Raw genomic sequence first — 25088 nt, 5'->3', positions numbered from 1 at the left:
CCCACTCGCGCGGCACAGACGCGGTCATTGACAGCGTCGAGCATTGGAAAGGCCCGGGATGGACAGACTGACCGAGATGGAAGCCTTTGCCACCGTCGTCGATCAGGGCGGGTTCACCGACGCGGCCAAGAAGATGGGCATCTCGAAATCCGCCGTTTCGAAGCACGTCTCGTCGCTCGAGGCGCGGCTGGGTGCGCGCCTTCTGAACCGCACCACCCGCCGCGTCAGCCCCACCGAGATCGGCCTTGCCTATTACGACCGGGCCCGCCGCGTGCTGAACGATGCCGGCGAGGCCGACAGCCTCGTCACTTCGATGCAATCGGCGCCATCAGGGCTTCTGCGCATCTCGGTCGCCACGGATTTCGGTGTGAGCCACCTGTCGCCGATCCTGGGCAGTTTCCTGTCGGAGTTTCCCGACATCACGATCAACATGCTACTCAACAATCGCTACGTCGAGCTGATCTCGGAAGGGTTCGACATGGCCGTGCGGCTCGGCGAGCTTGAGGATTCGACGCTGAGCGCCCGCAAGCTGACCGAGACCACGAGGCGCATGATCGCATCGCCCGCGTATCTCCGGAAGTTCGGCCGGCCTCAGCGGATCGACGACCTGAACGCGCACAAGCTTCTGCACTATTCCAGCCAGGCCAACGGGGCGGTGTGGAAGCTGACGGCCCCCTCGGGCGAGAAACGTCAGGTCCGCACCAGCGGATGGTTGTCGGTCAATGACGGCCAGTCGCTTCTGAACGCGGCGGTCTCGGGCCTCGGGATCGCCTACCTGCCCTCGTTCCTCTATGCCGACGCGTTGAAGCAGGGCCTTGTGGAAGAAGTGATACCCGATCTCCCGGTCGAGGTGCAGGGCATCTACGCCGTCTATCCGCCGGGTCGCTTCACCCAGCCGAAGGTGCGCGCCTTCGTCGACTTCCTGGCCCATGCCTTCGCCGACAAGGGACCGGACACTTGGTGATCAGTCCGTGAGCACCGCCTCGACGCGGCGGTTCGCGGCGCGGCCCTCGGGGCTGTCATTCGGGGCGCGAGGCGCAAGGTAGGCGACGCCCCGCGCCTCGACCCGGGCCGGCGCCACGCCGTGATCCTGGATCAACGCCTGCCGCACGGCCTGCGCACGAAGCTCGGACAGGTCAAGGTTGGCCTCCAGCCCGCCTTCGGTATCGGTGTGTCCCACCAGAGCGATGCGCGTGCCCGGATCGGCCGCCAACCCTTCGGCCAAGGCGTCGAGCGACCCGAACGGCCCGCCGTCGAGCGTGACCGCGCCCGTGGCGAAGACGAGATCGTCCAGAACGACCCGCCCCTCGGTCCGCAGGGTCTCCCATACCGGGGCGGCCGGGGCGTCGTCGGCTACGGTAACGAGAGGCTCGGCCTCGCCGACCTCGGTGACGTGGACATAGCCCGCCCCCTGCCCCCGACTGGCGAGGATCGAGACCAGCGCACCCTCCGGCCCCTCGGCCAGCAGGTAACGGAAGGCCCCAAGATCCACGAACATCGCGGGGGCCGGAAGCAGGTCGAGCGCGAAGCGGAAGTCATAGCCACCGCACTCGGAATTGGCGCAATCATAGATCGTCTCGAACCCGGCAGAGCGGAGTTGCTCGCGCAGGGGCGCGACGAGTTCGGTCGGAGCCGTCTGCCCCGGCACGCGCCACGCCGCACGGGTGATGCGCCCCTCGGCCGCGCGCGCGGGCTGACTGCCGTCGCCCCACGGGCCGTCGGGCAGCGAGATCCGGCGCGTTTCGACAATCCGCTCGGTCGCCTCGGCACTTGGCGGCAGGTCGAGCGTCAGCGCCGCCGCGGCCCCGCCCCAGAGGATCAGCACGACGCCGAGCATCCACTTGATCGCGCCGCCACGATAGCGAGGAGCCGAGCGTTCGAAGTGAACCATGAGGTCCTCGGGATCAGGGGCGCAGGCGGTAATGATAGCACCGGCCACCGGTCATGCCGAGGCCCCGGTAGAACGCGATCGCGCCTTCATTGGCCTCGGTGACCAACACCGCTATCTCGCTCGCGCCGCGCTCGGCCGCCCAGATGGCCGCCTTCGCCATCATCCAGCCGGCGAGCCCCTTGCGCCGCGCGTCCTTTCGAACCTCGAGCGCGTGAACCATCGCTGTCCCGTCGTGGATGGCGACGAAGGCGGTCCCTGCGGGCCGGTCGTCGCCGCGCCCGAGGATCGAGGTTTTCGGCGCCTCGACCCGCTCCATCACGGCGAGGCGCTCGGGACCGATCCGTCCCGCGGCCCAGATGTCGCGCTGGACCTGAAGGGGCGGCCAGACGGTAAAGCCAGTCTCTTCCGGAGGTGGGGCAGTCAGTCGATCGATGGGGCAGGCGAGCCAGAGCGTCGGATCCAGCACGAGGTAGCCGCGGTCGGTCAGCATCCGGTCGAACTCTGCCTGGTCCGCCATCACCGAGAACAGCGTCTGCCCGCCCGCCGCGTGCATCTGGCGCTCGGCCGCGGCAAGATCCTCCACCTGCGGGACACCGGTACAGGTCGCCGCCGAGACTCGTTTGCCGCCGCCTGCCCCGTCTCGCAGAGTGAAGGGACCCAGCTGTCGGGTTGCGGCGGGGGGCCACGTGGCGTGCAGCACGGCAGCGCGCTCGGTCATTCCCGCGCCTCGGGGAACGCCGCCCGCAGCTCGGCTGCCACGGCGTCCAGATCGCCTGCCTCGGCACCGCGAAGCACCACGGCAACCTGATAGCCGGCGCCCGTCCAGGCCGGATAGCTGCCGATGGACACGGCCGAGTGGTCCGTGGCCAGTTGCCGGAGAACGTCGGCGATGTCGCCCTCGCCCCGGTCGAGCAGGAAGCTGCGCGACACGACCTGCCGCCCGCCCTCGATCTGCCGCAGCAGGCCGTCCAGCATCGCCTCGAAAATCCGGGGGACGCCGGCCATGACGTGGACATTGCCGATCGAGAAACCCGGTGCAGCCGAGACCGGGTTATCGATCAGCGCAGCGCCGTCGGGGATGCGGGCCATGCGCAGGCGCGCGGCGTTCATCTCGATCTCGCGGGCGTCGTAATAGGCCTGCAGGATCGCACGCGCGTCGTCGCGGACGTCGATGCCCGCGCCCATCGCTTCGGCCACGCAATCGGCGGTGATGTCATCATGAGTCGGGCCGATTCCGCCCGAGGTAAAGACGTGATCACGCTGCGCCGAAAGGTCCTGCACGGTGGCGACGATCGTCCTGCGGTCATCGCCGATGAAGCGCACCTCGCGCAGGTCGATCCCCTGGATCGCCAACCGGCCCGCCAGATGATGAGCGTTCGAATCCCGCGTGCGCCCCGAGAGGATCTCGTCCCCAATCACGATCATTGCGGCGGTGGGGTTGGTCATGGGCGCTCTCTCGCGGGGTTTTGGGCGTCAGGGTAGCCTCCGGCGCTGCGCTTTCAATCGCGCGGCCGCCGCTGGGCAGCAACGTCCTCGGCCCCGCCTGCCCGTCAGGAGCTGGCGCGGACGACTCGCCCCTTGGTGTCGAAGACATGGGCGTTGGCCGGATCGAACCACGCCTCGACGGTGTCGCCCACCTGCATCTGGCCATTCTGAACGATGATCAACCGCTGCCCACCCGGCGTCCTGCCGTAGACGAGCGTCTGTCCGCCCAGGTTCTCCTGAAGCTCGGCGCTGATCTCTCCGAGGTTCTCCTGGGCGGGCTGCGGGTCGAGACGCAGATGCTCCGGGCGGATGCCGATCTCGACCTTGTCGCCCGCGCTCAGCCCGTCCATGCGTCGCGGTACGGTGATCTTGCGCCCGTCGATCTCGAACGTGGTGCTGTCACCGGAGCCACGGACCGTCGCGGTGAAGAAGTTCATGTGTGGAGAGCCGATGAAACCGGCGACGAACCGGTTCGCCGGTGCATTGTAGAGATCCAGCGGCGAGCCGACCTGCATGATGTGGCCGTCCTTCAGGACCACGATCTTGTCGGCCATGGTCATTGCCTCGACCTGGTCGTGGGTGACGTAGATCATGGTATTGCCAAGCCGCTTGTGCAGCTGCGAGATCTCGACCCGCATCTGCACCCGCAACTCCGCATCGAGATTGGACAAGGGCTCGTCGAACAGGAAGATCCGCGGCTCGCGCACGATCGCGCGCCCGATCGCGACACGCTGCCGCTGCCCGCCCGACAGTTGCTTGGGCTTGCGGTCGAGCAGGTGGCCGATCTGAAGGATATCCGCGGCGCGATTGACCCGCTCGGCGATATCGGCCTTGGGCTGGCCCATGGTCTCCAGCCCGAACGCCAGGTTCTTGTATACGGTCATGTGCGGGTAGAGCGCGTAGGACTGGAACACCATGGCGATGCCTCGCGCAGCGGCGTCGACATTGTTGACCCGGTCATCTCCGATGAAAAGGTCGCCCTTCGAGATCGTTTCCAACCCCGCGATCATGCGCAGCAGCGTGGACTTTCCGCAGCCCGAGGGTCCGACGAAGACGACGAATTCCCCCGGATCGATCGTCAAGTCGATCCCGTGGATGACTTCGAGCGCGCCGAACGTCTTTACGAATTTCCTCAGCTCGATCCTGGTCGACATGCGGCCTTCTCCTGTGGTTCTGCGGGCGATCAGCTGGCTGCGGGAAGCCATCCGCTGCGGGCGGGATCGGTGTCGGATAGCGGCAGGGTCACCTGCCTCTGTGTCGCTGCAGACCGGTAGAACGCGGTCAGAAACGCGATGGCCGCGCGCGCATCGGCAACGCCAACGGGCGGCGGGGCGCCGGCTTCGAGCGCATCGTGGAACGCCATCATCTGGCCGGTAAATCGCTCGGGCGTGTCCGCACAGGCGCGCGCGATCTCGTCGCAACGCGCCTGCCGCTCGGGGTCGCGCGCGGTGATGGTCCACGGCCCGCGACCTACGGCATAGGGCGCGCGCGTGGTTTCGAAGCTGACATGCTCGAACGCCATGAACAGGCGGGAAAATTCGTCATGGCTTCCGGTGCAGGCGCTGAGAGAGCCCAAAGCGCCGGAAGCGAAGGCCACGCTGGCAGACGCGGTATCCTCTGTTTCGATGTCGTGGATGCGCGTCGCCATTCGGCCGAAAACAGCCTCGACCGGGCCCATCAGCCAGCTCATCATGTCGTGGATGTGGATCGCATGGGTGGTCATCGTGCCACCCAACTCGGCCCTGAGGTTGCCACGCCAGGGATTGTCGAAATAGGCGGCGTCACGGAACCAATGGGTCTCTGCCGTGGCGACGAGCGGCTTTCCGGCTATTCCCTCGTCGATTATCCTCCGCGCGGCCTTGGCGCCAGCGCCGAAGCGATACTGGAAGACCGGCATCAGAACGCCGGGGGCGCGCCGTTCCGCAAGTTCCAGCCTTTCGATCTCGTCCAGGGATCCGGCGAGAGGCTTTTCGCAAATGACGTGCTTGCCGGCGGATAGCGCCGACTCGACCTGCGGCAGGTGCAGCGCCGGCGGCGTGCAGATATCGACGATGTCGATATCTTCGCGCGCGATCACCGCGTCGAAATCGTCCGACGCGTCGCAGCCATACTCCTGCGCGACACTGTCCCTCCGCCCGGCATCCAGATCACAGACGACGGTCAGTTCGAATTGGCCCGGAAGTGTGGCCCATGCTTCTTCGATGTGCCCGCGTCCGACACCGAGGCCGATCACGGCGACCCTGTAGGTTTTCATCCGGTCTTCACCTCTCCGAGTTCCTGCGCGATGAGCCCCGCCTCCATGATGTGAAAGGCGGTATCCTGCGGGATCGCCGTTTCCGTGCCGTCTCGCGCATCCGCGAGCACACGGGCGCAGAAGTCGGACTGGTCTTCGCAGGGGATACGCCGCGGCCCGTCCGCATCGGTCAGGATCACGTGAGGGCCCACCCCTTCTCCGGCAGGGTCCACGTACTTGCGCAGTTCCAGGACGCCGTCGGTGCCGGTCAGGATGATCCGCCCGTCGCCCCAGGTCGGCATGCCCGCCGGAGTGTACCAGTCGACACGCGCGTAGCCCTGCGCATCGCCGGCCTCCATGACCATGTCACCCATGTCCTGAAAACCCTTCGCCGCACCCTGGCATGCCGTGCGGGCCGAAGTAATGCGCACGCGCGTTTCGCCGGTGAAAGCGAGGAATTGCGCGATATGGTGGGCCCCGATATCGGCGAGGATTCCCCCGTTGCGGTCGCGGTCCCAGAACCAGTCGGGTCTCGAGTCCGGATTCCCCATCCTGTGCGGTCCGGTACCGAAATAGTGGATGACCCGGCCGATCGCGCCGTCCCGCACCAGCCGCAATGCGGTCTGGGCGGCCGCGTTGCTTTCCAGTTCCGAATGATGGACGCGCACACGGCGTCCCGTCTCGGCATGGGCGGCGCGTAGCGCGGCAAGCCCGTCACGGGTTATCACGCCCGGCTTGTCCAGCAGGACGTCCTTGCCCGCCTGCATGGCCCGTCGTGCCAGCGCTGCCCGGTCGGATGGAACGGCGGCCGAGGTTATCAGCGCGATCTCGGGATCGGCCAGCAGATCGGCCTCGCTCCGCCGTGGGGCGTCTGGATGCGCGTCGAGGAACGTCTTGGCCTGCGCCTCGTCTTCAGTGGCGAAGCCGTCCAGCCGGCCGCCGGCGGCAAGCAACTCGGCCACCTGCCCATAGATGTGGTTATGATCGAGGCCGATGGCCGCGAAACTGGTCATGGATTGCTCCTACTTCATGCCTGTCGTGGCGATGCCGTCGATCAGCAGCCGCTGGAAGAAGATGAACAGCAGGAAGACCGGCAAGAGCGACAGGATCGACATCGCGAACAACCCGGACCAGTTGGATTGGCCCGTCGCGTCGATAAAGCTGCGCAGGCCAAGCTGGACGGTGTAATCCTGCATGCTGTTGAGATAGATGAGCGGCCCGAAGAAATCGTCCCATGTCCACAGGAACGAGAAGATCGCCGCGGTCGCCAGAACCGGCAGGGACAGTGGCAGGATTATCTTCCAGTAGATTCGGAACGGCGAGCACCCGTCCATCCGCGCGGCCTCGTCCAGCTCTTTCGGAATGCCACGGAAGAACTGCACCATCAGGAAGATGAAGAACGCGTCGGTGGCCATGAATTTCGGCACGACCAACGGCAGGATCGTGTCCACCCACCCCAGGTTGAGGAACAGCACGTATTGCGGGATCAGCGTGACGTGGTAGGGCAGCATCAGGGTGCCCAGCATCAGCGCGAACCAGAAGTTCTTCCACGGGAATTGCAGCCGGGCGAAGGCGAAAGCGGCTAGCGAACAGGCGACCACGTTGCCGATCACCGACAGCACCGCGATCACCATGCTATTGGCGAAGAACTGCCCGAAGCTGACCCGCAGGCCGAACCATCCCTCCGGATAGGATTCCACCCGCAACTGGCTGGGGATCAAGGAGGTGGAGCTGAAGATCTCTTCCGTCGGCCGGAAGGACGCCGAAAGCATCCACAGGATCGGATAGAGCATCGCGAACGAGAACGCGATCAGCAGCGCATGGGTCAGAAGCGAGCGCCAGAGCGGCCGGCTGCCGGGTTCCCGCGACGTTTCGGCTGGCTGAACATCAGTCATCGTAGTGTACCCAGTAGCGGGCGGTTAGGAAGCTGAAGGCGGTGAAGAGCGCGATCATGATCAGGAGGATCCACGCCAGCGCAGACGCATAGCCCATCCGGAAAAAGCCGAATGCCTCCTGGTAAAGATACAGCGTGTAGAACAGCGTCGAATTGATCGGGCCGCCGGTTCCGCCAGAGATGATGAACGCTGGCGTGAAGGCCTTGAAGGCGTCGATGGTCTGCACGATGGCATTGAAGAACACGACCGGGGTCAGCATTGGCAGCGTGATCCGCCAGAATTGCCGCGACTTCGATGCGCCGTCCATTCGTGCGGCCTCGTAGATATCGGCAGGGATTTGGCGCAATCCGGCCAGGAAGATGATCATCGGTGAACCGAACTGCCAGACCGCCAGGATCACCAGCGTATACAGGGCGGTGTCAGGGCTGGAGATCCAGCTTGGTCCCTGGATTCCGACACCGAGCAGCAGGTTGTTGATCAGCCCGTCGGCCGCGAAGAGTTGTCGCCACAGAACGGCGATGGCGACCGAAGTGCCCAGAAGCGACGGCAAATAGAAGATCGCGCGGTAGATCGTCAGTCCCCTCAGGCCGCGATTCAGCAGCATCGCCACGCCCAGCGCCACCGCCAGCTTCAGCGGGACGGACAGAAGCACGAAGGTCAGCGTCACGCGCACTGCATCCTGAAATGTCGGATCGTTCGTGGCGATCCGCACGTAGTTATCCATCCCTGCCCATCTGGGTGGAGTTATCAGGTCGTAGTCCGTGAAGCTCAGGTACAGGGAATAGAGGGCGGGGCCCGCGGTCAGGATCAGGAAGCCGGCCAGCCACGGGAACAGAAAAACATAGGCGGCACCCGAGGGTCCAAGCATCCGCGTCAAGCGGGCGCGAGGACCGTTTCGCATTACCAGCGGCGCGGCGGCTGCGGCAGAATAAGCCGGGGGATCGGATTGGGACGACATCGACACCTCCTGGACAAGTTGGAACGCCAGCCGCACGGTTCCGGACGGAGCTGACGCCCCGCCCGGACGATCGCGGCACTCAGCGTGACAGGATGCTCTCGGCCGAGGAGACCAGGCGCTCGGCGCCTTCCTCCGGGGTGAGCTGGCCGAAGGCCACCTGTTGCCCGACGGAGATCATCATCTGGTCGATCTCGCCCGCGCCCTGCGGCGGCGGCGGCGGCAGGGTTCCGGCATAGGGGTCAAGCCCTTCGATGAATTCAAGCTGCGCGAGCCCGTCCTCATCCAGTTCAGGACGGATCGCCTCGCGAACCTGATCCGAGATCGGGACCCCACGCTCCACGTCCAGAACCTTGCCGGCTTCGGTATCGGTAATGAAGAAGTTCACGAAGGCCATCGAATCCTCGGGGAATTCGGTGGACGCCGCCACGGAGAGGAGCTGCGAGGGCTTGAAGTAGTGCCCCTCGTTGGTGCTGCCTTCCACGAGCGGGAAGACCCGCATCACGATCTCATCTTCGTTGATCTGGGAAAAGCCGACCAACTGGTTGGAATTGGCGAACCCGATGGCCGTATTGCCAAGGGAAACCTGGTTCGTCTCGATGGACCGCTGGTCCAATGCCTGAACGTCGGGCGGCGGCGCCGCGCCGCTGTCGCGCATGTCGGCCCAGAACTCGTACCAGGCGACGACGTCGGACTCGTCGAAGGCCAGCTGGCCCTCGGCCGTATACAGGTCCTTGCCGCGCTGACGCAGCCAATTCTGGAACGCGGGCTCATAGCCGGAGCTGTCCTCGATCCCGTAATCGATCTGGTCGGACTTTTCCGCCACCTCGATGGCCAATTCCTTGACCTCTGCCCAGGTGTCCCCGTTTTCGGGCAACCGCACACCGGCTTCTTCGAATGCCGTGGCGTTGACCATCATGGCGACGGAATTGACGCCCAGGTTCACACCCCACAGCTTTCCGTCGGCCATGCCGCTTTGCAGATCCTCTTCGCTGACGCCGGGCAAGGCCAAAATCTCATCGCGATAGGGCATCATGTCCGCGAGCGCGCCGCGGCTTCCATATTCGAACAGGTAACGATAATCCTGCTGAATGACGTCCGGTGCATTTCGCCCGGCGACCTGCGTGGCCAAGCGCGTCCAATAATCGGACCAACCCACCGTTTCGCCCTGGATCGACACGTCGGGATTGGCTTCCTGGTACATGTCGATGACTTCAAACGTGCGGTCGGCGCGGGGCTGAGAGCCCCACCACAGCATCCGAAGCTCCTTCGCATCCTGCGCCGCCACCGGACCGGCCAAAAGTGCTGCAGCAGCGACCCCTGCCAGCGCAGCGATGCGGCCCATTCCAAACCGTTTCATGTAGATTCCTCCCCATTTCAAGGCAGAGCACAGGCCCCACCAATTCGAAGAGCGCCAGACCCCTCCTCGGCCGAAGCGCCCACCTTCCTCGAATCGATAGCAAGGCGACGGAAACCGGGCAAGCTTTATTACCGGTCGGTAGGTTATTAGTTGCTCCCTCCCCGCTTGGTGCATACGCTGCACGCCAACTACGCCGTCGCGAACGCAATCTCGGGGAGAAACCATGACAGCCACACATACGAGGGCCGAGGCCGATACGGAAAAACGGGCACGCTACGTTCTGGCGGGAACGGGGAACCGCGGGACGACGATGTGGGGGCAAGAGCTTCTCGAGGGCTGGAACGACCGTGTCGAACTGGTCGGCATCTGCGATCTGAACGATATGCGCGCCGAACGCGCACGGACGATGATCCGGAGCAACGCTCCGATCTGGACCGATTTCAACGCCTGCCTTGCCGAAACACGTCCGGAACTGGTCATCGTCTGCACGCCCGACGACACCCATGACGACCTCATCGTGGCTGCCCTGGAAGCCGGTTCCGACGTCATCACCGAAAAGCCGATGACCACCTCGCCGGAAAAGATCGCCCGGATCCGCGCGGCCGAGGCACGCACCGGGCGGCGGGTCGATGTGTCCTTCAACTACCGTTTCGCACCGACCTCCTACAAGATCCGCGAACTGCTCGCCTCGGGCGCCATCGGAACGGTGACCTCCGTGGATTTTCACTGGTATCTCGATACGGATCACGGCGCCGACTACTTCCGCCGGTGGCATGCCTTCCGCGAGCATTCGGGCTCGCTCTTCGTCCACAAGGCCACCCACCATTTCGACTTGCTGAACTGGTATCTCGACGCCGATCCGGTGGATGTCTCGGCCTTCGGCGAACTGCGCAACTATGGCCACAACGGGCCGTTCCGGTCCACGCGCTGCCACGACTGCCCCCATGCCGCAGAATGCAACTTCTACTTCGACATGGAAGCCGACGATTTCCTCTGGCCACTCTACGGTGACCCGGCAGAAGTCGACGGTTACTTCCGTGACGCCTGCGTCTTCCGCGAAGAGATCGACATCCCCGACACGATGACGTCCACCATCCGCTATTCCAATGGTGCAGTCGTGTCGTATTCGCTCAACACCTACATGCCGATCGAGGGGCACCACATCGCCTTCAACGGTACGGGCGGGCGGATCGAGCTGCGCCAGCACGAACGCCAGCCTTGGGAGGTCGAGCCCGAGGACCGCATCCTTTTGACCCGCAATTTCGGCGGCGGGCACGAGGTGATCACGGTTCCGCACGAGCCCGGCGGGCATTACGGTGGCGACAACCGGATGCGCGACACGATATTCCGTAATCGCGATGATCCGTTGAAGCAGCGCGCCGACAGCCGCGCGGGCGCCTTGTCCGTGCTGACCGGCATCGCCGCCCTGCGCAGCGCGGACACCGGGCGCATGGTCACGATCGCAGAGATCTGCCCCGGAGGTCTCGACCTCGGATTGCGCTGAGCGGGCGTCCAGACCCCTGCTTCGGCCCGGAAGCCGCGCCGAACTGATCCCCGGTAACGCTGCAATGCACGTGTGCCGGGGCTAGCCCTCGTTCGGCGGAGCGGTGTCTTCGGCTTGGGACAAGTAAGCCAGCAGCATATCCGCCGCGTCTTCGGCCCGACGGTCAAGCCAGGTATCATCGATCGGCAGGCGAAACACCGCGCGGAGGGTGTGCATGTTCGAAATCGGAAAATAGCACAGGGACGCCATGAACACGTAGAACTCGGCCGGATCGACCCGGCGAGCGAACACGCCCTGCCGCACGCCCTGCTCCAGCACCTCGCTCAGCCGCGTCACGAGTATCGACTGGATTTCGGATGCGTCATGAAGGCGGGCGACCGTCTCACCGCCTAGCAGGTTCTCGGAATTCAGCATCCGGATGAACCAGGGCTTGGCTCGAAAATGGTCCATGGTGAAACGCACCAGCTCGCGTACCGCCGCGCGCGGGTTGTCGGGGTCCAGCGCAAGATCCGCTTCGCCGCGTCGGATCTGGACGTAAGCCTCGCGCAACGCGGCGGCATAGATCGCGTCCTTGTCGCCGAAATAGTCATAGATCATCGGCTTCGAGATCCCGGCCCGCGCGGCGATACGGTCTACCCGCGCGCCCGAGTGACCCATGGTCGAAAACTCTTCCAACGCAGCCTGGAGTATGTCTTCCCGCGTCTGCTCGGCATCGCGGCGGCGGCGCGGTGGAGACTTCGCCGCAGACTTGGCCGAAGCTCTGGTCGATTTTCTGTCATCTTGCGCCATCGGACGACTTTACTGCCCGCAGCACGCCAACGCCAGTCATCCACGCACCAGAACGGCGCGGAAATCGTTGACATTGGTATGGGTCGGGCCGGTTTCGACCAGGCCGCCGGTGCCGGCGAAGAAGCTCCAGGCGTCGTTTTCGTCCAGGTGCGACAGGGCGGCGATACGGTCGAAGGGATCGCTCCCGACCCAGATCGCGCCGGCGTTGTGCTCCGACCCGTCTCGGCCATCGGTGTCGCAGGCCAGTGCCGCGACTTCGCCAAGACCGTCGGCCGCGAGGGCGAACGCCAGCAGGAACTCGCTGCACCGCCCGCCCCGGCCGCCTTCGGCACGCAGGGTCACCGTCGTCTCGCCGCCCGACAGCAGGCAGAGGGGCACGGGGGCGGGCTGGCCGTGACGCGCGACCTGATGCGCGATCCCCGCCATGACGCGCCCGACCTCGCGCGCCTCGCCCTCGATCGCGTCGCCCAGGATCAGGGGCGTCACACCGTGCTGGCGACAGACTTCTGCCGCTGCCTCCAACGCCATCTGGGCCGAGGCGATCACGCGAACCTCTCCCGACGGCGTGTCCGGTGGAGGGGGCGCGGCGATCAGACGGTGCGCGGCTTCGGGCAGCTCGATCCCCCAGCGCCGCACGATGTCGGCAGGGTCGGGACCGTTCGACGTCGCCGCGATGGTCGGCCCTGACGCGACGAGCGCCGGATCGTCGCCGGGCACGTCGCTGACGATGAAGGTCAGGACGCACGCGGGGGCGGCCGCGCGAGCCAGCCCTCCGCCCTTCACCGCCGACAGCCGCCGGCGGACCGCGTTCATCTCGGAGATTGGCGCGCCCGACCGCAAGAGCGCGCGCGTCACCGCCTGCTTGTCTGCCAGGGTCAGCCCGTCTTGCGGCGCAGCCAGCAAAGCCGACCCTCCGCCCGAGATCAGCGCCACCAACGTGTCGCCGGCCACGAGGTCGCCGGCCATCGCCAGCATCCGCCGCGCCGCGTCCTCGCTGGCCGCATCCGGCACCGGATGCGCGGTCTCCACCAGTTCGATGCGGGTCGTGGGAAGGGTTGCGCCATGGGGCACGGCGACGAGGCCTTCGACCGGGCCCCATGCCTCTTCGAGCGCCTGCGCCATCCGGGCCGAGGCCTTGCCCGCACCCAGCGCCAGGACCCGGCCTTCGGGACGCGGCGGAAGTGCAGGCGGAAGCGCGCGGCCGGGATCGGCCGCGGCAAGGGCTGCATCGAACATGGCGCGGAGAAGGTCGGGGTCGGTCATGGGCGGATCCTAGCAGACCGTGCGAGCGCGCTCGACGACCGTGGCAAGCACCTCGTCGGGATCGCGGCGCCACCAGTCGCGATCCGAGAAGATCTCGACCTCGTTCAGCCCTTCGAAGCCCTGTGTCTCCACCAGGCCGCGCAGATGGGGGATGTCGATCACCCCGTCGCCCATCATGCCCCGGTCGGTCAGCAGATCCCGCGTGGGCACCAGCCAGTCGCAGATGTGGAAGGCCATCAGCCGGTCACGGCCGGCCCGTTCGATCTGGGCGGCCAGCGCCGGATCCCACCACACGTGGTAGACATCCACCGCGCAGCCGATCCCGTCGCCCAGCCGGTCGCAGAGGTCCAGCGCGTGGGCCATCGTGTTCACGCAGGCCCGATCGGCGGCATACATCGGGTGAAGCGGCTCGATCGCCACCTTCACACCGGCCTTGCGGGCGTGGTCCAGTGTGCGGGCGAGGCCCTCCTCGACCAGATCCCAAGCCCGGGGCAGGTCCTTCGACCCCCTGGGCAGACCGCCGACGACCATGACGAGGCAATCCGCGCCGAGTGTCGCGGCCTCGTCCACCGCACGGGTATTGTCGTCGATGACCGCCTGATTGATGGCGCCGCTTTCGGTGAACCAGCCACCGCGACACAGGCCCGAAACGCGAAGCCCCGCATCACGGATGGCGCGGGCTGCCTTGTCGACGCCCATCTCGTGGAGCTTGTCCCGCCATGGCGAGATTCCGGCGATCCCATGCCGGGCGCAGCCTTCGATGCATTGGGCGAGGTCCCACTGCTCCCGCACCGTCGCGGTGTTGAGCGACAGACGCTCCGGTCCGATCCCGCCACTCATGCCGCCACCCCGCGCGCCGCAAACACCGCCCGCGCCCGCGCCGCGGCCCGGTCCGGGTCCACGATCAGGCCCGCTTCGTTGGCCAGCCGCACGATCTCGGCCAGGTGCAGGGTCGAGCGTGCGCTCTCTTGCCCGCCGATCATGGTGAAGTGGTCCTGATGCCCGTTGAGATAGGCCAGGAATACCACCCCGGTCTTGTAGAACCGGGTCGGCGCACGGAAGATGTGGCGCGACAGCGGGACCGTCGGTGCGAAGGTCGCGTGGTAGGCTTGCGTGTCGCCGCGCGCCAATTCCGACAGCGCCTTGGCGGCAACCCCCGCAATGGGGTCGAAGATGCCCAGAAGCGCATGGGAATGGCCCTCGGCATCGCCCTCGATCAGGTCGGGGTAGTTGAAATCGTCTCCGGTATACATGAGCACGCCGTCGGGCAGGCGGCGACGCATGGCGATCTCCTTTTCGGCGGACAGAAGGCTGATCTTGATCCCGTCGACCTTGTCCGCGTTGTCGGCGATGACCGACAGGCATGTCTCCATCGCGGCCATGTGGTCGTCCGACCCCCAGTAGCCCTTCAGCGCGGGGTCGAACATCTCGCCCAGCCAATGCAGGATCGCGGGCTGTTCCAGCCCCGACAGGACCCGCGCATAGACGCGTGCGTAGTCCTCGGGGCCGGTTGCCGCCGCCGCCAGCGCACGCGAGGCCATCAGGATCACGCGCGAGCCCGCCGCCTCGACCGCCTCGCATTGCTCCTCGTAGGCGCGAATCACGTCGTCGATGGTCACGTCAGGCCCGGGCGCCAGATGGTCGGTTCCGGCACCCGAGGCGATCAGGTGCCCGTGTCCACGCGCAAGCTCGGTCGACCTGCGAATGAGGTCGAGCGAGGTCGGCCAGTCCAGCCCCATCCCTCGCTGCGCGGTATCCATCGCCTCGGCCACGCCGAAGCCGAGGCCCCACAGATGCTCGCGGAAGGCCAACGTGCGGTCCCAGTCCACGGCGACATCCACCCACGGATCGGCCTCTGCAAGCGGATCGGCGACGACATGAGCGGCGGCGTAGGCGGTGCGGGTCCAGTCTCCGCCCCCCGCCGAAGCGGGGCCGGCGCGCAATTCGACGACCCCGCCGGGAAGATCCAACCGGGTGCTCATAGGTCGAGATCCTCCAGGTCGATCCAGCGCCGCTCTTTCGACGAGCGATATCCCGCCTCGGCCAGCTGCACGCCCTTGGCGCCTTCGGCCAGCGAATAGGACCACGGCGCGTCCTCGGCCACGTGGCGCAGGAATGCCTCCCACTGCACCTTGAAGCCGTTGTCGAAGGGGCGGTTGTCGGGCACCACCTCCCAGTTGTCATAGAAATCGAGCGCCTGCGGCTCGTCGGGGTTCCAGACCGGCTTGGGTGTGTTGACCCGGTGCTGCGACCAGCATTCGTGCAGCCCCGCCACGGCCGAGCCATGGGTGCCGTCAATCTGGAACGTCACCAGATCGTCGCGCCGCACGCGGGTACACCAGCTCGAGTTGATGTGGGCCACGATCTCTCCGTCCGGGCCGTCGAGCAGGAAGGTCGCATAGGCAGCGTCGTCAGCCGTCGCCTTGAAGCGCTCGCCGCGCTCGTCGAGGCGGCTGTCGATATGGGTCATGCCCAGGCAGCTTACCGACTTGACCGGAGCGATCACGTTGTCGAGCACGTAGCGCCAGTGGCAAAGCATGTCCGAGATCATGCCGCCGCCATCCTCGGCCCGGTAGTTCCAGGACGGGCGCTGCGGCGGCAGGTCGTCGCCGGTGAAGACCCAGTAGCCGAACTCGCCCTTCACGCTCAGGATCTTGCCGAAGAAGCCCAGGTCGCGCAGCCGCTTGAGCTTGATCAGGCCGGGCAGGTCCAGCTTGTCATGCACGATGCCGTTCTTCACGCCCTTCTCGCGGGCATGACGCGCCAGCGCAACGGCCTCGTCCAGCCCCTCGCTGACGGGCTTCTCGGAATAGACATGCTTGCCGGCGTCGATGGCCTTGCGCAGAAGGCCCGGCCGCATCTGGGTCGAGGCCGCATCGAAGAATATCGTGTCGCGGGGATCGGCCAGCGCCGCGTCGAGATCGGTCGTGAACCGCTCGACCCCGTGTGCGCGGGCCAGTGCCTCGATCTTGTCGGCGTTGCGGCCGACGATGATGGGATCGGGCACGAGCCGCCGTCCGTCGGACAGCACGACGCCGCCCTGGTTGCGGATGGCCAGAACCGAGCGGATCAGATGCTGGTTCATCCCCATCCGGCCCGTCACCCCGTGCATGATGATGCCGATACGTTCCTGTTTCAATCTGCGGATCCTCTCACATAGCCTTGAAGCACTATAACCTACCACACGGTAGGTTCAAGACGAATTCGGCCATACGGCCTTCTAGACGCCGCCGAACCCGGGCCGGTCCAGCGACCCCACGGCGACTTCGCCGTTCTCGATCCTGAGCGCGGGTCGCCCCTCGGTCTGCCGATAGATATCGTGATGTACCGAAAGCCTCTCCAAGACCTCCGCATCGGTCGCGCCCTGCATGCCTCCCGCGAAGTGGTGGCCATTGCGTTCCATGTCCTGCACTCCGCAGGCAGCGGCCATGGCGGTGTCCTGTTGCCAGCACAGGCCCGGCTGGCAGGTCAAATCCTCACCCGACAGAAGCGCTCCGGCGACATCGGCACGCGCGCGGTTCAGGAGCGCACGCAGAACGCCCTTGCAGCTCTTGATCGAGGTACCCTGCCAGCCTAGCGCCAGTGCCTCGGCGAACGCATCGTCGTGATCGTCGCTTTCGTCGATCACAAGCGGCACGGTAATCTTCCCGGAGACCGGGGCGGACAGCGCCTCGGCGCGATCGAAGGGCTGCTCGACGAAGCGCAGCGCGTCGCGGATCGGGGCCAACTCTGCCGCGCTCGAAAATCCCTCCCAGAACGCCGTGAAGCTGTCGACGGCGTATTGCTCGTTGGCGTCGAGCGTCACCGACCGCCCGGCCGTTCCGGCAATCACCGGAGCGATGACCGGCACGATGGCGCGCAGACGGGTCAGATCCGCCTGCGGATCGCCTTTCAGCTTTATCTTGAAAGCGCGGATCCCGTAGGTCCCGATCACCTGGTCCAGCGAGACGGGCAGCTCGTCTTGCGGTGCATCCGCCCCGATTTCATCCGCCGTCAGTGGCGCATCGAAGCCAATCGTATGCCGAAGGCGTACGCGGTGCGGCGGGCCGATCCGCGCCAACGACTGCTCCAGTGCATCTGCCGCGAGGTCCTCGGGACAATGCGCGCCCAGCCTGAAGACATCGCCTTGGGCGGCGCGCCAGAACGGCAGACCCGTTGCGTGGCAGACCGCATCGATCAGCGCCATCTCGACCAGCGCGGCCCCGAAGCCCGCGGCCAGTCGGGGCGTGGCTGCGGGCATCCGCGCCGCCGCCTCGACGCGCAGATCGCGCGCGACAGCGACCATCGGCCCCTTCATCCCGATACTGGCCTCGCAAGCGGCGCGCACGCTGTCCCGCAACTCGTCGATCGTGTCCTCCGCCGACAGCTCGGGGCGCTTGTCGAACCAACGGGGCACCATCAGCTGGGCCGAGCGACCCTCGACCTCCTTCCCGTCGATCACGGCGGCGATGCGGCAATGCGCTTCTCCGGTGCGCTGCATCGTCACCGCGCCGAACTGGAAGGGAAGGCGCATGACCACGTCCCTCTCGGTCCAGTCGGCGCGCTCGATGCGGATTTCCGTCATGTCGGTGTCCTCTCACAGGCGCGCAGGGTGGCGATGCCGGTGGCGGCCGTCACCGTTGCGTCGATCAATGTCCGAAACGGCTCCACCCCGATCGGGTGCGGCCACCCTGTGGTCGTCAAGGCCGGTACGATGTCGTGGAACGGGTCGTGCCCCATGCCGGGAGCACCCCGATTGGTGTCGTTCGCATGGATATGACCGATCATCCCGGTGGGCACCCAGTGGCGGATCAGGTCGGCGACCGGCGGCTCCACCTGTCCTGCGGCGCTGCAATCGATCATGGTGCGAAAGGCCGGGTGATCGACCGCCTCGACCAGCGCAGCACCCTCGGCCACGGTGCGGATCGTGTCGGCCTCGGCCAGTGGTTCGATGCAATAGGTCACGCCCAGCTCCCCGGCGCGCTCGGCGAGCGGCGCGAAGAACCCGGCCAGCCGCTCCAGAAGCTCGGTGTCGCCCAGCCCCTCGGGGCGAAGGCGCTGAGCGGGCGAACCGTGCACCAGCACCCGACCGCCAAGACCGGCGCAGAGGTCGATGAGGCCCAGAAGGATCGCTTTCGTTTCGGCTGCCCGGCCGGGATCGGTGATCGAGGCATCGGGCACGTTGGACAAGAGCCAGTGCAGACCCGTGATCCGGATACCCTCGCCCTCGACGATCCGACGAATGCGCGCGACGTCTCTGTCCGAAAGCTGGTGCGGCGCAGGCCCCAGAGTTGCGGGCGCCAACTCGAGCCCCGCATAGCCCAGCTCGCGCGCAACGGCTGCCTGGCGATCCAGCGCCAGCCCCTCCTGCGCCAAGAGCTCGTTGCACAGGGCATACTCAAGCATCGCGCGGACCCCACCGCGCGATCATGCTTGCCAGCCAGCGCCGCACGAAACTCAGGTTCGCCAGGATCGACACCGCGATCAGGATGGCGAACGCGGCCGAGACCGGGCGCGTGAAGAACGGCGTCAGATCCCCGTCGCTCAGTGTCAGGCCGCGCCTCAGGCTCTTGTCCAGAAGGTCGCCCAGAATGATCCCCAGCACCAGAGGCGCCATCGGATACTTCATCTGCCGCAGCACGAACCCGGCCAGCCCGAAGCCGACCATTATCCAGATGTCGAAGACGCGCTGGCTGAGCGCATAGGTCCCGATCACGCACAGGACGAAGACCACCGGCATCAGGTAGGAATAGGGAACCCGCAGAACCTGCACGAAGGCGCGCGTTAGCGTCAGTCCGTAGAACCCCATGAACACGGTCGCCAGGATCAGCATCGCCGCCACGCTCGAGATGAATTGCGGCTGCTCGATCATGATCAGCGGCCCCGGCCGGATGCCGTGGATGAAAAGCGCGGCGATCAGCACGGCGGAACTGGCAGACCCCGGAACCGCCAGCGTGATCGCCGGGATGAGAGAGCCAGGCACGACCGCGGAATTGCCGGTCTCTGCCGCCAACAGCCCCTCGTAGCTGCCCTTGCCGTAGAGATGGGCCTCCTTGCTGCTTCGGCGCGCGGCGACGTAGCTGGCCCAGGCGCCGATATCCTCGCCCACACCGGGCACGATCCCGACCAGCGTTCCGATAATCCCGGACCGCAACGCCGTGACCTTGTAACGCCACAGGTCGCGCAGCTCGGGCAGGATCCGATCGCTCTTGTCCTTCACGGTCGCCAGCACGCCGGCCCGGCCCCACATCGCGTTCAGCACCTCGGCAAAGCCGAAGGCGCCGACCATGGCCGGGATCAGCCCTATCCCGGCGTTGAGGTCCGAGAACCCCATCGAGAAGCGGACATGGGCGTGGATTCCTTCGGAGCCCACCATGGCCGCCATCAGCCCCAGGATACCCGCGATGTAGCCCTTGATCGGCGTCGTGTCGGCGGTGAGCTGGCCAGAGATCACGATCCCGAAGACCGCCAGCCAGAAAAACTCGAAGCTGCCGAAATTCAGTGCTGCCTCGGCCAGCGGCGGCGCGATCATCACCAGAAGCGCGATGCCCGCGAGCGTACCCATCATCGACCCGGCGGTGGCCAGCCCCATGGCGTAGCCCGCCCTTCCCCGCTGCGCGAGCGGGTAGCCGTCAAGGGAGGTTGCCGCACTGGCCGGCGTCCCGGGGATATTGAGCAGGATCGCGCTTCGCGACCCTCCGTAGATTGCGCCCACATACATGCACAGCAGCACCAGGATCGCCGTTGTGCTGTCCAGCGAATAGGTCAGCGTGGTCATCAGCGCGACGCCCATGGTCGCGGTCAGCCCGGGCAGGCTGCCGATGATGATGCCCAGCAGCGTGGACCACGCGGCGTGAAAGATCATCGTCGGGGTCAGCAGCGCGATCAGCGCTGCCCCGAGATCGCCGAGCGCGCTCATGGCAGACGCACCAGGAAGACCTCGGCAAAAAGCAGCGCGGTTCCGATCGCCGTCGCCACCGCCAGGATCGCGGCACCCGCCAGCGCCTTGACCAGCGCGACGACGTCACCCGATCCGGGCCAGCTGAAGATCGCGGCGAAGGTGAAGACGAACAGCCCGGTGGACCACACGAAGGGCAGGAAGCCCACCAGGACCAGCGCATAGATCAGGCAGGTCCCCGCGGTCAGGCCCAGGCGGAGCCACGACCCGTCCGACAGCACCGGCTCGCCCGTATCGGGCCCGGCACGCGCCGCCTCGCGCCACAGCATTGCCGCGCAGATGACCAGCAGTACTCCCAGGATCATCGGCACCAGCCCGGGGATCGAGCCGGGATGGATCTGCCGGATCTCCAACCGGTCCATCCGGTAGCCGCCCACGGCCATCGAAAGCCCAAGCGCGGCAAAAACGATCGCGGTCAGACGATCCGCCAGCGTCATTCGCATGAACATGTTCCGCCTGTAGGGAAATGAACCGGGACGGCGCGCACCGCCGTCCCGGCCGGGTTCAACCGGCGTCGCAGTCGATGCCGATCTCGGAAGGATCGATGACCGCCTCGCCGCGCTCGACCCGCGCGCAGGCCTCGGCGATCACGACCGGCATGGCGCGTTCCAGCGCAGCCTCTCCGTAGCTGGGCGCGAAGACGGCGCCACGGTCATTGGCGTAATCCTTCAGCGCCTGGCTGTTCATCACGTGCTCTTCCCACACGCGGTCCACCGTGTCGTAGACTTCCTGCGGGGCGCCCACCGGGATGAACACGCCGAAATAGTCTGCCGCGACCTCGAAATCGGGCAGGAATTCGGTGATTGGCGGCACCGGATCGATCCCCTCGAGCTCCAGCGGCTCGTCCGACAGCACGGTCAGCGCGCGCAGGCGGTCGGCGCGCACCATCTCGCTTTGCTCGACCGCAAGCTGCGTGGTGGCGTCCACCTCGCCCGACGCGGCGGCGATCACGGCAGGGTTGCCGCCGTCATAGGTGATCATCCGGGCGCCCGGCAGGTCGCTTTCGGCCTCTTCGCGCAAGGCGGCCAGCGCCATCCCGCCCGAGCTGTTGATGCCAGCCGTGCCGACCGTGACCGACCCGTTCTTCATCGCCTCGAGCAGGGCCGGAAAGTCCTGATACTCGCTGTCCGCGTTGACGCTGACCATGGGCACGTTGGCGACATGGAGGTAGATCCGATAATCCTCGATCGAGGTATCGGGAACCAGCCCGGTGACCGCGTAGGTCGCGTTGTTGGCAATGGCGTTCGCTGTCCACGTGTAGCCGTCACGCGGTGCGTCCAGTGCGGTCGCCGTCCCCGTGGAGCCCGATGCGCCGGGCTGGTTCACCACGACGATCTGGGTTCCCAGCGCTTCCTCCAGAATCGGGGCGACCACGCGGGTGACCTGGTCGGTCGAGCCTCCGGCAGCCCACGGCACGATGATGTTGATGGGACGGTCCGGCTGCCACTCGTTTTCTTGCGCCAGTGCGGCGGGTGCAGTCAGGCAGATCGCCGCGGCGATCGCTGTCGTCATTCGACTGAACATAGTATCCTCCCAGATCTACTGGATAGTAGGTTACGGGCTATGAGCATCTTGTCAATGACCACGTGAGCACCCTTCGGCGGACGCTGAAACTCGCCGAAGCACATGCAGGGCGGTCTGCGCCGTTACGGCCCCGAGAACCTGTGGCGTCTGGAGGATTTGTGCCAAGCCGCGTTTGACCGCCGTCTCGGCCTGAACCGGTGGCAATCCCCGGCACATTTCCCTATCTTGGGATCGTCTGAACGGCAGGAGAGCTTCCTTGGAGAATTCGACCGGACGTCTGACCAAGGACGGAATCCGCATCTACGAACCCGGCGATTTCGCGGGCATGCACGTGGCCGGCCGTCTGGCGGCCGAGCTTCTCGACCGGATCGCGCCTCATGTCGAACCGGGCCAGACGACGAAAGAGCTCGACCGGCTGATCACGGAATGGATCGACGCGTCCGAAGCGACTTCGGCAACGATCGGGTATCGCGGCTACCAGCACGCCAGCTGCATCAGCGTAAATCACGTGGTCTGCCACGGAATCCCCGGGGAGAAGCGGCTGAAGGACGGGGACATCCTGAACATCGACATCACCGTGATCGTCGACGGCTGGTTCGGTGATTCGAGCCGCATGTACGTCGCCGGCAAGCTGGGCCGAAAGGCCGAGCGGCTGATCGAGGTGACCCACGACGCCCTGATGATCGGGATCGAGGCGGTCAAGCCGGGCAACACGTTCGGCGACATCGGCGCGGCCATCCAGTCCTATGTCGAGGCGCAGCGTATGTCGGTGGTTCGCGATTTCTGCGGTCACGGGCTGGGGCAGGTGTTCCACGCGCCGCCGAACGTGCTGCATTACGGCCGGCCCGGAACCGGTCCGCGGCTCGAGGAAGGCATGTTCTTCACCATCGAGCCGATGGTGAACCTGGGCCGACCCGAGACGAAGGTCCTGTCGGATGACTGGACTGCAGTGACGCGCGACAAGTCGCTGTCGGCGCAGTTCGAACACTCGATCGGCGTCACGGCGGATGGGTGCGAGATCTTCACTCTCTCGCCGGGCGGCCTGTTCCACCCCACCTGGAGCTGACAGGGAACCGGACAGCGAAAAGGCCGCCCATCGGGCGGCCCTTGCGACTGACTGGCAATTTCGTCTGCTCAGTACATCATGCGGTCACGGAAGACGTGACGCACGATCTCGTCCCGGCGAAGGCCCATTTCGGCCAGTTGATCGTCCGACTTGCGCTGCAGGCGCTCGATCTGGTCGAAGCGGGACGAGGATTCCATCACCTCGACGAACCAGGTGGCAACGGCGTGGCCGATGCGGGCGAAGATGCCCGGGCCGTCGTGGTGGGCGTGGGTGCGAATGTAGGCCATGTTTGCCTCCGGTACTGTCTATCTCGTTCGAGGCAACAGATAGGTCGCCGCGGCGCAGCGCACCACGGATCAGTTGGCAAGTCCGGGTTGCACCAGACGGGACGCTGCAGTGCAGCGAATTTTAGCCTTCGTGCCGCGCGAGCGAGATCCACGTGTCTCCGTAGCGCCGGGTTTCCAGCGGACTCAGCCCTTCAGGCAGGTCGACGGCGGCGGCTTCTTCCCACACGATCAGCGCGCCCGGAGCGATCCAGCCGCCCGCCCGGGCCGCGGCAATCGCCCGCTGCCCGAGACCCTTGCCATAGGGCGGGTCGAGGAACACCAGGTCGCAGGGTCGGTCCGACGGACCAAGCCGAGCGGCGTCCTGGCGAAGGATGCGGGTGCGCGCAGCCTCGCCCAGCGTTTCGATGTTGCGGGACAGGAGCGCCAGCGCCTTGCGCCCGCTTTCCACGAAGGTCACGTCGGCCGCGCCACGCGACAGCGCCTCCAGCCCCAGCGCACCGGTGCCCGCGAACAGGTCGAGGACGTGCGCACCCTCGACCGGATCACCGAAGCGCCCCCCTTCGAGGACGCCGAACAGGCTCTCGCGCACGCGGTCGGTCGTCGGGCGCAGATGCGCCGCCGGGTCGCCCTTGCCGACCGCGGCGAGGGCCCGTCCGCGATGGGTGCCGGCGATGATCCTCACCGCTTCAACAGGGCCTTGAGGTCGGTGTCAGGGTCGGCGACCTCTTCGGGCGTGACCCTCGCGCCGGATTCGAGCAGGCGCTTGCCCACCATGTAGGCCCGCCCGTCGCCGATCGAATCGACCGCCCGCAGCTCGTCCCCGCAGAAGTACCAAAGCGAGACGGGCACCTGCCCCGCCCCCCGCATGACGACCCGGTCATAGCCGGTGTTCAGCCCCGCGATCTGCAGCTTGACGTCGTACTGGTCGGACCAGAACCATGGCAGGGGGCTGTAGGGCTCTTCGGTCCCCAGCATGTTGCGCGCGACCGCCTGCCCCATGTCGATGGCGTTCTGCACCGATTCGAGGCGCGTCAGAGACCCCCGATAGGGGAACAGCGCGCAATCTCCGGCAGCCCAGATATCGGGGGCGGACGTGCGCCCGCAGGCATCGACCACGACCCCGCCGTCGCAGTCGAGCCCCGCCATCGCGGCGATCTCGCAGCGCGGAACGAGGCCGATGCCCACGATCACCACGTCCGCCGGCAACTCCTCGCCGCTCTCGAGGTGAGCGGCCGTCACGCGCCCCTCGCCCACCAGCCGGTCGAGCCGCGCATCCTCGCGGATCGTGACGCCGTTCCGGGCGTGGAGGTCGCGCATCACGCCGGCCGTCTCGACCGAGGCGACGCGACCCAGGATCCGCTGGCCGGCCTCGACCACCGTGACCTCGGCACCGAGCTTGCGCGCGACCGCCGCCGCCTCGAGCCCGATATAGCCGCCGCCCACCACGACCACGTTCCGCGCGGCCTTCAACGGAGCCTCCATCCGATCGACATCGGCAAGGTTGCGCACGGTGAACACGCCGTCGAGGTCGCCACCGGCGTCGGCCGAAACGGTCCGCGCGTCGAGCCCCGTCGCGATGGCCAACTGATCCCAGTGCACCACCTCGTCGCCCAGCCGAAGCGTGCGGGCGTCGGGGTCGATGTCGGTCGCGGGCGTGCCGAGGCGCAGGTCGATCCCGTGATCCGCATACCACGCCTCGGGCTTCAGAAAGAGCCGCTCGCGCGCCATCTCGCCCAGCAGGTAGCCCTTGGACAGCGGAGGGCGCTGGTAGGGCGGATGCGGCTCGGCCCCGATGAGGGTGAGGCGCCCGTCGAACCCCTTGTCCCTGAGCGTGGCACAGATCTGCTGCCCGGCCTGCCCGGCCCCCACGACGACGATATGCGACATCCGCGCCTCTTC

At 66.5% G+C, this 25088-nt stretch carries 25 protein-coding genes; 3 read left to right on the top strand and 22 right to left on the bottom strand.

Annotated elements, in window-relative coordinates; all coding sequences use genetic code 11:
* Nucleotides 1-58: 58 nt before the first annotated feature.
* A complete protein-coding gene (locus PAM7066_RS12035; protein ID WP_085854426.1) occupies nt 59-964 on the top strand; it encodes a LysR family transcriptional regulator in 906 nt (301 codons plus the stop codon).
* Here the strand turns inward: PAM7066_RS12035 and PAM7066_RS12030 are convergent, their stop codons facing one another.
* The 9 genes from PAM7066_RS12030 to PAM7066_RS11990 all read right to left on the bottom strand — a co-directional run bounded on the left by PAM7066_RS12030 (nt 965) and on the right by PAM7066_RS11990 (nt 9993).
* Nucleotides 965-1939, bottom strand: a complete 975-nt coding sequence (locus tag PAM7066_RS12030; protein WP_217808386.1) for an OmpA family protein — start codon at nt 1937-1939, stop codon at nt 965-967.
* Complete coding sequence (locus PAM7066_RS12025; RefSeq protein WP_085854423.1) at nt 1905-2609, bottom strand: GNAT family N-acetyltransferase; 705 nt, start codon at nt 2607-2609, stop codon at nt 1905-1907. Before PAM7066_RS12025 ends, PAM7066_RS12030 begins: the two co-directional genes overlap by 35 nt.
* Complete coding sequence (locus PAM7066_RS12020) at nt 2606-3337, bottom strand: competence/damage-inducible protein A (RefSeq protein ID WP_085854421.1); 732 nt, start codon at nt 3335-3337, stop codon at nt 2606-2608. The genes PAM7066_RS12025 and PAM7066_RS12020 overlap by 4 nt, the downstream gene beginning before the upstream one ends.
* Nucleotides 3338-3441: 104 nt before the next feature.
* Nucleotides 3442-4530 (bottom strand): ABC transporter ATP-binding protein, encoded by a 1089-nt coding sequence (locus PAM7066_RS12015; protein WP_085854420.1) that lies wholly within the window; start codon nt 4528-4530, stop codon nt 3442-3444.
* 29 nt (nt 4531-4559) lie between these two features.
* Nucleotides 4560-5630, bottom strand: coding sequence for a Gfo/Idh/MocA family protein (locus tag PAM7066_RS12010; RefSeq protein ID WP_085854419.1), 1071 nt, complete (start codon nt 5628-5630; stop codon nt 4560-4562).
* Nucleotides 5627-6622, bottom strand: a complete 996-nt coding sequence (locus PAM7066_RS12005; RefSeq protein WP_085854418.1) for a Gfo/Idh/MocA family protein — start codon at nt 6620-6622, stop codon at nt 5627-5629. Before PAM7066_RS12005 ends, PAM7066_RS12010 begins: the two co-directional genes overlap by 4 nt.
* A 9-nt stretch (nt 6623-6631) precedes the next feature.
* Nucleotides 6632-7504: a carbohydrate ABC transporter permease gene (locus PAM7066_RS12000; protein WP_085854417.1), complete on the bottom strand. Its 873-nt coding sequence runs from the start codon at nt 7502-7504 to the stop codon at nt 6632-6634.
* Nucleotides 7497-8372: a carbohydrate ABC transporter permease gene (locus tag PAM7066_RS11995; RefSeq protein ID WP_090928973.1), complete on the bottom strand. Its 876-nt coding sequence runs from the start codon at nt 8370-8372 to the stop codon at nt 7497-7499. The genes PAM7066_RS12000 and PAM7066_RS11995 overlap by 8 nt, the downstream gene beginning before the upstream one ends.
* A gap of 169 nt (nt 8373-8541) precedes the next feature.
* Nucleotides 8542-9993 (bottom strand): ABC transporter substrate-binding protein, encoded by a 1452-nt coding sequence (locus tag PAM7066_RS11990; protein WP_217639957.1) that lies wholly within the window; start codon nt 9991-9993, stop codon nt 8542-8544.
* Nucleotides 9994-10042: 49 nt separating this feature from the next.
* On the opposite strand from PAM7066_RS11990, the gene PAM7066_RS11985 reads away from it, so the two are divergent.
* Entirely contained in the window at nt 10043-11323 is a 1281-nt protein-coding gene (locus PAM7066_RS11985; protein ID WP_085854415.1) for a Gfo/Idh/MocA family protein, read from the top strand.
* 81 nt (nt 11324-11404) lie between these two features.
* Here PAM7066_RS11985 and PAM7066_RS11980 read toward each other — a convergent pair whose 3' ends face one another.
* The 10 genes from PAM7066_RS11980 to PAM7066_RS11935 form a co-directional block, all read right to left on the bottom strand.
* A complete protein-coding gene (locus PAM7066_RS11980; protein ID WP_085854414.1) occupies nt 11405-12112 on the bottom strand; it encodes a TetR/AcrR family transcriptional regulator in 708 nt (235 codons plus the stop codon).
* Between the two features lie 36 nt (nt 12113-12148).
* Complete coding sequence (locus PAM7066_RS11975; RefSeq protein ID WP_085854413.1) at nt 12149-13375, bottom strand: glycerate kinase type-2 family protein; 1227 nt, start codon at nt 13373-13375, stop codon at nt 12149-12151.
* Nucleotides 13376-13384: 9 nt separating this feature from the next.
* Nucleotides 13385-14215, bottom strand: a complete 831-nt coding sequence (locus PAM7066_RS11970) for a sugar phosphate isomerase/epimerase family protein (RefSeq protein WP_085854412.1) — start codon at nt 14213-14215, stop codon at nt 13385-13387.
* On the bottom strand, nt 14212-15357 hold the full coding sequence (locus tag PAM7066_RS11965) for a dihydrodipicolinate synthase family protein (RefSeq protein ID WP_085854411.1): 1146 nt from the start codon (nt 15355-15357) through the stop codon (nt 14212-14214). The genes PAM7066_RS11970 and PAM7066_RS11965 overlap by 4 nt, the downstream gene beginning before the upstream one ends.
* Nucleotides 15354-16514: a Gfo/Idh/MocA family protein gene (locus tag PAM7066_RS11960; RefSeq protein ID WP_090928969.1), complete on the bottom strand. Its 1161-nt coding sequence runs from the start codon at nt 16512-16514 to the stop codon at nt 15354-15356. Before PAM7066_RS11960 ends, PAM7066_RS11965 begins: the two co-directional genes overlap by 4 nt.
* 81 nt (nt 16515-16595) lie before the next feature.
* Nucleotides 16596-17939 carry an enolase-like domain-containing protein gene (locus PAM7066_RS11955; RefSeq protein ID WP_085854410.1) on the bottom strand — a complete coding sequence of 448 codons (1344 nt, stop codon included), beginning with the start codon at nt 17937-17939 and terminating at the stop codon, nt 16596-16598.
* A complete protein-coding gene (locus tag PAM7066_RS11950; protein WP_085854409.1) occupies nt 17936-18760 on the bottom strand; it encodes a sugar phosphate isomerase/epimerase family protein in 825 nt (274 codons plus the stop codon). The genes PAM7066_RS11955 and PAM7066_RS11950 overlap by 4 nt, the downstream gene beginning before the upstream one ends.
* Nucleotides 18753-20273 carry a tripartite tricarboxylate transporter permease gene (locus PAM7066_RS11945; protein WP_085854407.1) on the bottom strand — a complete coding sequence of 507 codons (1521 nt, stop codon included), beginning with the start codon at nt 20271-20273 and terminating at the stop codon, nt 18753-18755. The genes PAM7066_RS11950 and PAM7066_RS11945 overlap by 8 nt, the downstream gene beginning before the upstream one ends.
* Nucleotides 20270-20755, bottom strand: a complete 486-nt coding sequence (locus tag PAM7066_RS11940; protein ID WP_175484634.1) for a tripartite tricarboxylate transporter TctB family protein — start codon at nt 20753-20755, stop codon at nt 20270-20272. The genes PAM7066_RS11945 and PAM7066_RS11940 overlap by 4 nt, the downstream gene beginning before the upstream one ends.
* 61 nt (nt 20756-20816) lie before the next feature.
* Entirely contained in the window at nt 20817-21824 is a 1008-nt protein-coding gene (locus PAM7066_RS11935) for a Bug family tripartite tricarboxylate transporter substrate binding protein (protein WP_217639956.1), read from the bottom strand.
* A gap of 268 nt (nt 21825-22092) precedes the next feature.
* Between PAM7066_RS11935 and map the strand changes: the two genes are divergently transcribed.
* On the top strand, nt 22093-22902 hold the full coding sequence (gene map, locus PAM7066_RS11930) for a type I methionyl aminopeptidase (RefSeq protein WP_085854402.1): 810 nt from the start codon (nt 22093-22095) through the stop codon (nt 22900-22902).
* A 68-nt stretch (nt 22903-22970) separates the two neighbouring features.
* Here the strand turns inward: map and PAM7066_RS11925 are convergent, their stop codons facing one another.
* The 3 genes from PAM7066_RS11925 to PAM7066_RS11915 all read right to left on the bottom strand — a co-directional run bounded on the left by PAM7066_RS11925 (nt 22971) and on the right by PAM7066_RS11915 (nt 25076).
* On the bottom strand, nt 22971-23189 hold the full coding sequence (locus PAM7066_RS11925; RefSeq protein ID WP_085854401.1) for a hypothetical protein: 219 nt from the start codon (nt 23187-23189) through the stop codon (nt 22971-22973).
* 121 nt (nt 23190-23310) lie between these two features.
* Nucleotides 23311-23871: a 16S rRNA (guanine(966)-N(2))-methyltransferase RsmD gene (gene rsmD, locus PAM7066_RS11920; protein WP_085854399.1), complete on the bottom strand. Its 561-nt coding sequence runs from the start codon at nt 23869-23871 to the stop codon at nt 23311-23313.
* Nucleotides 23868-25076 (bottom strand): NAD(P)/FAD-dependent oxidoreductase, encoded by a 1209-nt coding sequence (locus PAM7066_RS11915; RefSeq protein WP_085854398.1) that lies wholly within the window; start codon nt 25074-25076, stop codon nt 23868-23870. The genes rsmD and PAM7066_RS11915 overlap by 4 nt, the downstream gene beginning before the upstream one ends.
* Nucleotides 25077-25088: the final 12 nt, after the last annotated feature.

The sequence above is a fragment of the Palleronia marisminoris genome (assembly GCF_900172315.1).
Classification (GTDB): domain Bacteria; phylum Pseudomonadota; class Alphaproteobacteria; order Rhodobacterales; family Rhodobacteraceae; genus Palleronia; species Palleronia marisminoris.
Note: the sequence above shows the minus strand (reverse complement) of the source record. Positions and strands in the feature narration are given on the sequence as shown.

Excerpts from the sequence above, each read along its gene's own strand:
- PAM7066_RS11990 (WP_217639957.1), bottom strand. The coding sequence starts at position 9,993 with ATGCACCAAGCGGGGAGGGAGCAACTAATAACCTACCGACCGGTAATA.
- PAM7066_RS12015 (WP_085854420.1), bottom strand. The coding sequence starts at position 4,530 with ATGTCGACCAGGATCGAGCTGAGGAAATTCGTAAAGACGTTCGGCGCG.
- PAM7066_RS11950 (WP_085854409.1), bottom strand. The coding sequence starts at position 18,760 with ATGCTTGAGTATGCCCTGTGCAACGAGCTCTTGGCGCAGGAGGGGCTG.
- PAM7066_RS12000 (WP_085854417.1), bottom strand. The coding sequence starts at position 7,504 with ATGACTGATGTTCAGCCAGCCGAAACGTCGCGGGAACCCGGCAGCCGG.
- PAM7066_RS11995 (WP_090928973.1), bottom strand. The coding sequence starts at position 8,372 with ATGCTTGGACCCTCGGGTGCCGCCTATGTTTTTCTGTTCCCGTGGCTG.
- PAM7066_RS11970 (WP_085854412.1), bottom strand. The coding sequence starts at position 14,215 with ATGAGTGGCGGGATCGGACCGGAGCGTCTGTCGCTCAACACCGCGACG.
- PAM7066_RS12010 (WP_085854419.1), bottom strand. The coding sequence starts at position 5,630 with ATGAAAACCTACAGGGTCGCCGTGATCGGCCTCGGTGTCGGACGCGGG.
- PAM7066_RS12025 (WP_085854423.1), bottom strand. The coding sequence starts at position 2,609 with ATGACCGAGCGCGCTGCCGTGCTGCACGCCACGTGGCCCCCCGCCGCA.
- PAM7066_RS11935 (WP_217639956.1), bottom strand. The coding sequence starts at position 21,824 with ATGACGACAGCGATCGCCGCGGCGATCTGCCTGACTGCACCCGCCGCA.
- PAM7066_RS11975 (WP_085854413.1), bottom strand. The coding sequence starts at position 13,375 with ATGACCGACCCCGACCTTCTCCGCGCCATGTTCGATGCAGCCCTTGCC.
- PAM7066_RS11940 (WP_175484634.1), bottom strand. The coding sequence starts at position 20,755 with ATGCGAATGACGCTGGCGGATCGTCTGACCGCGATCGTTTTTGCCGCG.
- PAM7066_RS12005 (WP_085854418.1), bottom strand. The coding sequence starts at position 6,622 with ATGACCAGTTTCGCGGCCATCGGCCTCGATCATAACCACATCTATGGG.
- PAM7066_RS11980 (WP_085854414.1), bottom strand. The coding sequence starts at position 12,112 with ATGGCGCAAGATGACAGAAAATCGACCAGAGCTTCGGCCAAGTCTGCG.
- PAM7066_RS11985 (WP_085854415.1), top strand. The coding sequence starts at position 10,043 with ATGACAGCCACACATACGAGGGCCGAGGCCGATACGGAAAAACGGGCA.
- PAM7066_RS12035 (WP_085854426.1), top strand. The coding sequence starts at position 59 with ATGGACAGACTGACCGAGATGGAAGCCTTTGCCACCGTCGTCGATCAG.
- PAM7066_RS11965 (WP_085854411.1), bottom strand. The coding sequence starts at position 15,357 with ATGAGCACCCGGTTGGATCTTCCCGGCGGGGTCGTCGAATTGCGCGCC.
- PAM7066_RS11955 (WP_085854410.1), bottom strand. The coding sequence starts at position 17,939 with ATGACGGAAATCCGCATCGAGCGCGCCGACTGGACCGAGAGGGACGTG.
- PAM7066_RS11925 (WP_085854401.1), bottom strand. The coding sequence starts at position 23,189 with ATGGCCTACATTCGCACCCACGCCCACCACGACGGCCCGGGCATCTTC.
- PAM7066_RS11915 (WP_085854398.1), bottom strand. The coding sequence starts at position 25,076 with ATGTCGCATATCGTCGTCGTGGGGGCCGGGCAGGCCGGGCAGCAGATC.
- PAM7066_RS11945 (WP_085854407.1), bottom strand. The coding sequence starts at position 20,273 with ATGAGCGCGCTCGGCGATCTCGGGGCAGCGCTGATCGCGCTGCTGACC.
- PAM7066_RS12020 (WP_085854421.1), bottom strand. The coding sequence starts at position 3,337 with ATGACCAACCCCACCGCCGCAATGATCGTGATTGGGGACGAGATCCTC.